Source organism: Methylobacterium sp. B1 (assembly GCF_000333255.1).
Lineage (GTDB): Bacteria > Pseudomonadota > Alphaproteobacteria > Rhizobiales > Beijerinckiaceae > Methylobacterium > Methylobacterium fujisawaense.
Window position 1 is genome coordinate 1 of record NZ_BACT01000506.1, and the last position, 9,052, is coordinate 9,052.

Sequence of the window (9,052 nt, forward strand, 5' to 3'; positions counted from 1 at the left end):
GGTCGCCGCGCTCGACCTTGAGGGCGAGCAGACCGTCGCAGACTTCCGCAAAGCCCGCATAGGACTTCGACGCCTCGCCCGGTGCCACCGTCACCACGCCCGCCTGAAGGCCGGCGCGCTCCAGGCTGGTGCGAAGCCGCGCGGCATAGAGGGCGCCGACGGTGGCGTCCGTCACGATGGCGGCGCGGCGTCCCCCGAGCGCGGCCACGGCGGCGCCGGCCGTGTCGATCAGCCCGCGGCCGATCAGGATGTCGTAGGCGCGGCCGGCGTCGAGGGGCACGTGGACGGTCAGGAGGTCCTGACGGGGCGTCGGCTCGGTCATGGGGCGGTTCGCTCGGGTCTCACTGGGCGGCAACGGGGACGGAGCCTTCGCCGCTGAGATGGGCGTCCAGCGCTTCCAGCACGTCCTGGACGACCCGGTCGTGCGACACCTCCCGGGAGATGACCATCACGTCGGCGGCGGCGTAGACCGGGTGGCGCACGGCCATCAGGTCCCGCATCGTCGCCTCCGGGTCCTCGGTCTGCAGCAGCGGACGGTTGCCGCGCTTGCGCACGCGCCGCATCAGCACGTCCAGATCGGCCTTCAGCCACACCGAGACCGCGGATTCGGCGATGCGGGCGCGCGTCGCCTCGCGAAGGTAGGCGCCGCCGCCGGTCGCCAGGACCAGCGGGCCGGCCCGGAGAAGCCGCGAGATCACCCGCTCCTCGCCGTCGCGGAAGCTCGGCTCGCCATAGATGGCGAAGATGTCGGGGATCGTCAGGCCGGCCGCCGCTTCGATCTCGATGTCGGCATCCTTGAAGATCAGCCCGAGGCGACTCGCCAGGCGCCGGCCGACGGTGCTCTTGCCCGCCCCCATGAGGCCGACGAGCACGATCGAGCGCAGGCCGAGCGCGCGGCGCAGACGCGCCTCGATCGGTTCACCCGCCGCCTCCTCGCTTATGGCCTCCTGCATCGACTCCTGCATCGCATCCGTGTGGCGTCCCCGCCTCCTCACCGGCCCCCGAGCGCCTGTCGCCGGGCTGCCTCCATCCTGCGGCAGGCTCTTAGCGCGATTCAAGCGGGCTGCGAAACGCATCGCTGTGTCGTTGTGGGCCTTGTCAGCGCCGCGTTCGCGTGGTCGAACCCGAGCACCCGCGGCGGCTCGGAGACAGCCCTCGCCCGTCCCCCTTCCCGCCGCCAGCGCCCGTCTGCCCGAGGTTCGACCGACGTGCCGACCCTATTCCGTTTCTTCGCCACCCTCGCGATCCTGGCGGGTCTGGTTTTCGCTGCGATGTTCGCCTTGGCGAATTTCGTCCAGCCGACGCCGCGGGAGATGACTGTTTCCATCCCCGCCTCGAAGCTCCAGCCCGGCAACCGTTGAGCGGGTCGGACGTCTCCGGCGATGCCGGCCGGGCGCTCTGCCCCGAGGCCGCCGACTATCTCGACATGCTGGCCGCCGAGCGCGGTGCCGGCCTCAACACCCTGACCGCCTACCGGCGCGATCTGGAGGATTATCTCGGTTACCTCGCCCGGTCGGGGACCGCGCTCGACGCCGTGGATTCCGGCACGCTCCGAGCCTTCCTGATCGATCTCGAGACCCGCGGCCTCAAGGCTTCCTCGGCAGCGCGGCGCCTGTCCTGCGTGCGCGGTTTCCACAAGTTCCTGTACGCCGAGGGGGGCGCCGAGAGCGATCCCAGCGTCGCGGTCTCCGGACCGCGCCGGGGACGGTCGCTGCCCAAGGTGCTCTCCATCGCGGAGGTCGACCGGTTGCTCGCCACCGCGCAGGCGGCCGCCGCCGCCGAGCAGCCGCCGGGGCCGGCCCGCCGGGCACGCCGGATGGTGTGCCTGCTCGAGTTGCTCTACGCCACGGGCCTGCGCGTCTCGGAGCTGGTCGCGCTGCCGCGCGCGGCGGGCGTGAGCCGCGAGCGCTACCTCTTCATCAAGGGCAAGGGCGGCCGCGAGCGCTTGGTCCCCCTGACCGAGGCGGCCTGCGCCGCCATGTCGGCCCATCTTCCGGCGGTGCCGGAGGACTCCGCGTGGCTGTTCCCCGCCGACAGCGACAGCGGCTATCTCACCCGGCAGGCCTTCGCCCGCGACCTGAAGACGCTCGCTGCGGCGGCCGGCCTGCATCCGGACCGCGTCAGCCCCCACGTGCTCCGTCACGCCTTCGCCAGCCATCTCCTGCAGAACGGGGCCGACCTGCGCATCGTCCAAGAGCTGCTCGGTCATGCCGACATTTCGACAACGCAGATCTACACGCACGTGCTCGATGAACGCCTGAAGGCGATGGTCCGCGATCTGCATCCGTTGATGGATGGCTGAGGATCACCGCACAGAACGCGTGGCAATCCTGGTCGATCGCCCCAATTGTATAGGTTATGCGAAATGCCTAAGAGGGGCCTTTCGCCATACCGGTACGCGAGCCAGCCTTTACCAGAGAGAGTTTTCCTATGTCAGGCCCTTCGGCCTCGCAGATCGGCGCTGAGCTGGATCAGGCGGGGCACACGCGTGCCGATCAGCCTTCGCAGCAGGAGCGGCAGCGCCTCGACAATCAGCTGTGCTTCGCGGTCTACGCCGCCGCGCACGCCTTCGGTCGCGCCTACAGAAACCTTCTCGGGCGCTACGAGCTGACCTATCCGCAATACATCGTCCTGCTGGTGCTCTGGGAGCAGGACGGCCTTTCGGTGAAGGAGATCGGAAATCGTCTGTTCCTGGATTCAGGTACGCTGACGCCGCTTCTGAAGCGCCTCGAGGCCTCGGGCCGGGTTCGCCGTGCCCGCGACCGGGTCGACGAGCGTCAGGTCAGCATCTTCCTCACCCCGGCCGGCCTAGCCCTGCGCGACGAACTGGCCTGCATCCCCAACGAGGCGGGCGGCCTGACCGGCTTCGACATCCAGGGTCGCAAGGATCTCCTTCACGATCTCGTTACCCTCAGGTTGAGCCTTCAGGCAGGTCTCGCGTCCGACTAGGGACCGCACCCGGCCCGGGAGCGACCGCGCGGTCGCTCCCGGTTCTGGCTTGCGCGGATTCGCGTCTCAGGACTGCGTCTTGAGGTAGGCGATGACGTCGTTGATCTTCTTGTCGTCGGGATAGCCCTGGAAGATCATCTTGGTGCCCGGGACCTTCGCCTTCGGGTTCTTCAGCCACTCGTGCAGGTTGGCCTCGTCCCAGGTGATGCCCGAGTTCTTCAGGGCGGCGGAGTAGTTGTAACCCTCGTAGGTGCCCGCCTTGCGGCCGACGACACCCTTCAGATCAGGGCCCACGCCGTTCTTCTGGAAATTGTGGCACGCCTTGCAGGGAGCGAACGCCTTCTCGCCGGCGGCCGCATCCCCGGCCTCCTGGGCCTGTGCCGCGAGCGGCATGACAACGGCAAGGACGGCGCCGAAAACGAGTGAACGCATGGATTTCCTCCTGTTGGCCACCGTTGCGGCAGCGATGCGGGCAGAGCTTGCCTGCCTGGAATAGCTCTAAATGAATCTGCCCGGCGGGCGCAACGGCCTAGTCTGGCAAAGCCGTCGCCCGTGTTCAGATCGGCGGCCGACCCGGCGCGCCGCCTGCCTCAACACGGTGCGGCCGGTTTGGCTCCCCGGATGGCCGGAAGCCCCGTCCGGCCGCCGGCGGCCGGTCGCGCGCTCACCGCGCCTGTCTCAGACGCCGTGGTAGGTCCGATACCAATCGACGAAGTGCCCGATGCCCGTCTTCAACGGCGTGGCGGGGCGGAATCCGGTCTCGTGCACGAGATCGTCGATGTCGGCGTAGGTCGCCGGAACATCGCCCGGCTGCATAGGCAGCAGGATCTTCTCCGCCTTGCGGCCCAGGGCCGCCTCAAGGAGTGCAATCATCTCCAGAAGCGCCACCGGCTCGTTGTTGCCGATGTTGTAGATCCGGTAGGGGGCGGCGCTGGTCCCCGGATCCGGCTCGGCAGCGCTCCAGGCGGGGTTTGGCGTGGCCGGCCGTTCCGTCAGAGCCTGAATCCCCGCGACGATGTCGTCGATGTAGGTGAAGTCACGGAGCATTTGCCCTTCGTTGAAGACCCGGATCGGCTCGCCCGCCAGGATGGCGCGGGTGAACAGATACAGGGCCATGTCCGGCCGCCCCCAGGGACCGTAGACGGTGAAGAACCGCAGGCCGGTGGTCGGCAGCCCGTAGAGATGGCTGTAGCTGTGCGCCATCAGCTCGTTCGCCTTCTTGGTCGCGGCGTAGAGGCTGAGCGGATGGTCGACGTTCTGATGCACCGAGAACGGCATGGTCGTGCCGCCGCCGTAGACGGAACTCGATGAGGCGTAGAGCAGATGCTCCACACCCCCGTGGCGGCAGGCCTCCAGAATGTTCAGGAAGCCGACGAGGTTGCTCGCCGCATAGGCATGGGGATCGGTGAGCGAGTGACGCACGCCCGCCTGGGCTGCGAGGTGGATCACCGTCCGGAAGTCGTGCCGGCGGAACAGCGCGTCGAGGCCGTCCCGGTCCGCGAGGTCGAGCCGCGTGAAGCTGTGGCCCTCGAAGCCCGCGAGACGGGAAAGCCGGGCCTCCTTGAGCCGCACGTCGTAATAGGCGTTGACGCTGTCGAGTCCGACGACCTGGCGGCCGGACTCGAGGAGACGCAAAGCGAGCTGGTTCCCGATGAAGCCGGCGACGCCGGTGATCAAGACAGGGGGCTGTGACATCCGCGGACCGACGGGCGGACAAGCCCGCCGAGCGCGCGCTGTAGCATGGGGCCGGAAGCCGACAAATCGGATCGCAGGGGGCGCCGGGATACCCCTGCACGGCTTGTCGCCCCGGCTCTGAGCCCTGTAGGTTCGCGGGTGCCGTGCAGACAAACCCGCGACCGCTCCCGGACAGCCTGACGCGCCTGCTCGCCGTGCCGGAGCAGCGGCCGGTCGGAGCGCGTCCCGAGCCTTCGCGCAGGGGCGGCGTGTCACGAACACCGGATCGGCGTTCGGCGCACGCGGCGCTGGAGACAGCGATCCTCCGCGGGTTCGTGTTCGCCGTTTCGGGGGGCGTCTGGCTCGTCGTCCTGGCACTCTCCCTCCGGCACTTCGCACGGTAGGCGCTCCCCGCCGTGCCGCTGCGCCGGCTGCTGTGGATAGCGGGATTTCGTCGGGCCTTCTGCTTCTTCTAACCGTACGCGAACCGCCGAGTTCGCTATTGAGGCACCAAGACGGGGGCGGCTCTGCTGCAAGGATTGAGCGATGTCTCTGACGGGGCGTTTCTGGTTCCGAAAGACCTGGACGGGGCGACTGGTGTTGCTGGTCGAGGAAGAGCGTCCCCGCTGGTTCGGCCGCGGCTCCGGTAAGCCGCGCTGGCGCAACGCCAAGCTCCTCGACTTCGCCGAGCCGGAACTGCGTCCGCTCATGGCCATGGAGAAGCAGCACCGCGCGGCCGGCGTCACCGGCCAAGTGCGGGCCCTCCGCCCGGTCCCGTCCGCACCGGACAGACGCGCCGCGAACGGCTGAGGACGGGCGCGGCTGGGCGGCCTGCGCTGCGGTTTGGTCCAAGGACCGGCGATCCCCACCTATCGCGGATCGCTCCGCCCTGGCGGACGCCTCCGAGCCGGTAAAAGCCATGCCGCGGTACTTCTTCCATACGCATATCGGCGCGGATGTCGTCTCCGACCCGACCGGGACCGAGCTGCGCGATCCGGACGCGGCGTGGGAGATGGCCCAGGAGACGATCCGCGCCGCCCTGCGCAATCCGCAGAACCAGGCCCGGCTGATGACCGCATGCCTCGTGGTCATGGACGATGACGGCGAGGTCGTGCTGGAATTCCCGTTCAGCGAGGCCGTCGTGCTTCCGCCGTCGGAGGATCCGACGCGTCACTGAGAGCGACGACGCGCGCGATCCGCGCCCTACATCGCGGCGCAGCCTACCGATACGGAGCTGCGCCCGAATGGATTCGCCCCCGAACGATCTCGATGCCCGCGCGCTCGGCCGAGCCGCATCCGCCAAGGGCTCGGCCGCGAAAGCCCGCGCCTCCGCGGAGGGGACGGAAGCGCCCGCGCTCCGGCTGTCCGGTCATGACGAAGCCCTGGCGGATGGCGCAGAATCCGTGACCGGCGGTCTCGCCAAGCACCCGGTCGACGGGTCGGCCCGCTGATGGACGCCCGGACCGCACCGCATCCCGGCGCACATCATCCTACGCTCGACCGCAAGTCGGTCGGGGCCGTCGTTCTGGGCAATGCTCTCGAATTCTACGATTTCACGGTCTACGCCTTCTTCGCCAAGCCGATCGGCGAGGCCTTCTTCCCGGCAAACGATCCGACCCACAGCCTGCTGGCGTCGCTGGCCCTGTTCGGCATCGGCTACGTCATGCGGCCCATCGGCGGCGTGCTGATCGGCGCCTTCGCGGACCGTGCCGGCCGCAAGCCCGCGATGCTGATCACCATCGCGCTGATGGCGGTCGGCATGCTGATGCTGGCCGCCTGTCCCGCCTACGCGACGATCGGCGGCTGGGCACAGGTGATCGTCATCGCCGGACGGCTCGTGCAGGGGCTCGCCCTCGGCGGCGAGGTCGGCCCGTCCACCGCCTTCCTGCTGGAGGCGGCGCCGCCGGAGAAGCGCGGCTTCGTGACGAGTTGGCAGATCGCCAGCCAGGGCTGTGCGGCCCTGTTCGCCGGGATCTTCGCGACCGCCCTGGCGTTCGTCCTCGGCGACCAGGCCATGGCGCAATGGGGCTGGCGGCTGATGTTCGCCCTCGGCCTGTGCGTGGTGCCGGTCGGCCTCGTCATCCGCAGTCATCTGCCGGAGACGGCCGGCGCCGAGGAGGATCCGGACGCGGCCGCCTCGACCCTGGCGGTGGTCGGCCGGTTGCTGCGGGAGCATGGCCGGCTGCTGGGCCTGACCTTCCTGGTCATCGCCGCCTCCACCGTGTCGAACGCGGTCGGCACCAACATGCCGGTCTTCGCCGGCGCGACGCTCGGCTTGAGCGAGACGGCCGCCACGGCGGTGCCGATCGCGCTCGGGCTCGCCTCCGTGATCTTCCCGCTGCTCGGCGGCTGGCTCGCCGACCGGGTCGGCCGGCGGCCGGTGATGATCTGGCCGCGTGCGCTGATCCTGATCCTGGCGGTTCCGGCCTTCGCCTGGGTCGTGCAGGCGCCGAGCGCCGCCAGCGTCTACGCGGTCACCTTCCTGCTCTCGGCGCTGTCTTCCATCAACGCCGCCGCGGTGATCGTCGGCATTCCGGAGGCACTGCCGCGGGCCGTCCGCAGCGCCGGGCTGTCGATCGTCTACGCGGTCTCGGTCTCGGTGTTCGGCGGCAGCACCAACTACGTGGTGAACTGGTTGATCGCCACGACCGGCGACCGGCTCGCGCCGGCCTACTATCTCGCCGCTTCAGCCTCGTCGGGACTGTTGCCGCTTTTTGCTGCCGGAGACGCGCGGGCGGGACCTCGACCGCGACCCCGAGTCCTGAACAGACCGGCCGCATGCGCCCTGAGCATCGCGGCGCCATGCTCATGCATGCGCCGCGGGGCCAGGTGCCGGTGTATGTGCGCTCGCGCACGGCTCTCGCGGCCAGAGAACCGGTCTCCGGTTTCGAGGCTAGGTCGGCACGCTCGTGGGGCCTAGACCGGCGCCATGCCGAAGCCTTCCGAGACGCGCCGCCCGCTGGTCCTCGCCGCGGTGATGGCGGCGATGTTCATGATCGCCATCGAGGCGACGATCGTCTCGACGGCGATGCCGCAGATCGCCGGACAGCTCGGCGACCTCCACCTCTACGCCTGGGTGTTCGCCTCCTTCCTGCTGACCCAGACGGCCACCACGGTGGTGTTCGGCAAGCTGTCGGACCTCTACGGGCGCCGGCCGGTGCTGCTGTTCGGCATCGCGGTGTTCCTCGCAGGCTCCCTGCTGTGCGGGCTCGCGTGGTCGATGCCCTCGCTGATCCTGTTCCGCCTCGTGCAGGGCGTCGGCGCCGGGGCGATCCAGCCGGTGAGCCTGACCATCGTCGGCGACCTGTATTCGGCCCGCGAGCGCGGCCGGGTCCAAGGCTTCCTCGCCAGTGTCTGGGGGATCTCGTCGGTGGCCGGGCCGCTGGTCGGCGGCCTGATCATCGGCCATCTGAGCTGGCCGTGGATCTTCTGGATCAACCTGCCGATCGGCGTGATCGCGGCCGGCCTGTTCCTGCGCTTCCTCCACGAGGGCGTCGAGCGCCGCAGCCGCCAGATCGACGTGATCGGCGCGGCCCTGTTCACCGCGGCCATCGCGGCGCTGATGCTCGCGCTGACCGAGGCCGGTGAATCGGCCGAAGCCGCCCTGTGGCCGGCGCTGGCCTTCGTGGTGGCCGCGATCCTGTTCGTCGTCCAGGAGCGGCGCGCCCCGGATCCGATGCTCGACATCCGCCTGTGGATGCAGCGCCCCATCGCGACGGCCAACACCGCGACACTGCTCTCCGGCATGACGGTGATCGGGCTCACGGCGTTCCTGCCGATGTACGTTCAGGGTGTGCTGCGGCAATCGCCCCTCATCGCCGGCCTGACGCTGACCCTGATGGTGCTCGGCTGGCCGATCGGCGCCACCACGGCGGCGCGCAGCTTCGTGCGGTTCGGCCTGCGCCCGATCCTGCTGGTCGGCGCGACCCTCCTGCCCCTCGGCGCGATCGCCTTCGTGGCGCTCGGGCCAGACACATCCCCCGTGGTGGCGGCCTGCGGCTCCGTGGTGATGGGGCTCGGCATGGGCTTCCTGTCCACCGCCGCTATCGTGATCATCCAGGACAGCGTCGCCTGGGCGCAGCGCGGGGCGGCGACGGCCTCGAACATCTTCTCGCGCAATCTCGGCTCGACCCTCGGCGCCACCGTGCTGGGCGCCGTGCTGAACTACCGGCTGGCGCACCCGTCGAGCGGCCCGGCGGTGAATTCCGACCAGCTCCGCCGCCTGCTCGACGATCCCGGCAGCCTCGGCGCCGGCGGCGAAGCCATCCGGCACGGGCTGCAGCACGCCCTGCACGGCACGTTCTGGACGGTTTTCGTCGTGGCGGTGCTGACGCTGCTCCTGTCGCTCCTCGTTCCGCGGGTGGCGATCTCGGACCGTCCGCGCGAACTCGCCGTGGAGTAGCGTCGCAGCGCTCCGGCCGAACGACCG

At 69.8% G+C, this 9,052-nt stretch carries 10 protein-coding genes and 2 pseudogenes; 8 read left to right on the plus strand and 4 right to left on the minus strand.

Annotation, left to right across the window (positions count from 1 at the left end; genetic code table 11):
* Both I53_RS35135 and I53_RS35140 read right to left on the minus strand, forming a co-directional pair.
* Positions 1–322 (minus strand): annotated as a pseudogene (locus tag I53_RS35135) (3-dehydroquinate synthase); the annotation flags it as partial.
* Positions 323–341: 19 nt separating this feature from the next.
* Positions 342–953 (minus strand): shikimate kinase, encoded by a 612-nt coding sequence (locus I53_RS35140; RefSeq protein WP_051044824.1) that lies wholly within the window; start codon positions 951–953, stop codon positions 342–344.
* 255 nt (positions 954–1,208) lie between these two features.
* On the opposite strand from I53_RS35140, the gene I53_RS14870 reads away from it, so the two are divergent.
* The 3 genes from I53_RS14870 (at position 1,209) to I53_RS14880 (ending at position 2,949) form a co-directional block, all read left to right on the plus strand.
* Positions 1,209–1,361: a hypothetical protein gene (locus I53_RS14870; RefSeq protein ID WP_043351982.1), complete on the plus strand. Its 153-nt coding sequence runs from the start codon at positions 1,209–1,211 to the stop codon at positions 1,359–1,361.
* Entirely contained in the window at positions 1,358–2,302 is a 945-nt protein-coding gene (locus I53_RS14875) for a site-specific tyrosine recombinase XerD (protein WP_043351984.1), read from the plus strand. Before I53_RS14870 ends, I53_RS14875 begins: the two co-directional genes overlap by 4 nt.
* A gap of 128 nt (positions 2,303–2,430) precedes the next feature.
* The gene (locus I53_RS14880) at positions 2,431–2,949 is read left to right on the plus strand and encodes a MarR family transcriptional regulator (protein ID WP_043351987.1); all 519 of its coding nucleotides are present in this window, start codon (positions 2,431–2,433) and stop codon (positions 2,947–2,949) included.
* Positions 2,950–3,015: 66 nt separating this feature from the next.
* On the opposite strand, the gene I53_RS14885 is transcribed toward I53_RS14880, so the two are convergent.
* Together I53_RS14885 and I53_RS14890 are read right to left on the minus strand one after the other, a co-directional pair.
* Entirely contained in the window at positions 3,016–3,381 is a 366-nt protein-coding gene (locus tag I53_RS14885; protein ID WP_024831013.1) for a cytochrome c family protein, read from the minus strand.
* A 246-nt stretch (positions 3,382–3,627) separates the two neighbouring features.
* A complete protein-coding gene (locus tag I53_RS14890) occupies positions 3,628–4,644 on the minus strand; it encodes an NAD-dependent epimerase (protein WP_043351988.1) in 1,017 nt (338 codons plus the stop codon).
* Between the two features lie 525 nt (positions 4,645–5,169).
* Between I53_RS14890 and I53_RS14895 the strand changes: the two genes are divergently transcribed.
* The 5 genes and pseudogenes from I53_RS14895 to I53_RS14915 all read left to right on the plus strand — a co-directional run bounded on the left by I53_RS14895 (position 5,170) and on the right by I53_RS14915 (position 9,025).
* Positions 5,170–5,433: a hypothetical protein gene (locus I53_RS14895; protein WP_043351989.1), complete on the plus strand. Its 264-nt coding sequence runs from the start codon at positions 5,170–5,172 to the stop codon at positions 5,431–5,433.
* 109 nt (positions 5,434–5,542) lie between these two features.
* Positions 5,543–5,800, plus strand: a complete 258-nt coding sequence (locus tag I53_RS14900; RefSeq protein WP_043351991.1) for a hypothetical protein — start codon at positions 5,543–5,545, stop codon at positions 5,798–5,800.
* A gap of 67 nt (positions 5,801–5,867) precedes the next feature.
* Positions 5,868–6,074: a hypothetical protein gene (locus I53_RS14905; protein WP_043351993.1), complete on the plus strand. Its 207-nt coding sequence runs from the start codon at positions 5,868–5,870 to the stop codon at positions 6,072–6,074.
* Positions 6,074–7,388, plus strand: a pseudogene (locus tag I53_RS14910) (MFS transporter). Before I53_RS14905 ends, I53_RS14910 begins: the two are co-directional and overlap by 1 nt.
* Positions 7,389–7,552: 164 nt before the next feature.
* Positions 7,553–9,025 (plus strand): MDR family MFS transporter, encoded by a 1,473-nt coding sequence (locus I53_RS14915; RefSeq protein ID WP_043351996.1) that lies wholly within the window; start codon positions 7,553–7,555, stop codon positions 9,023–9,025.
* Positions 9,026–9,052 lie beyond the last annotated feature (27 nt).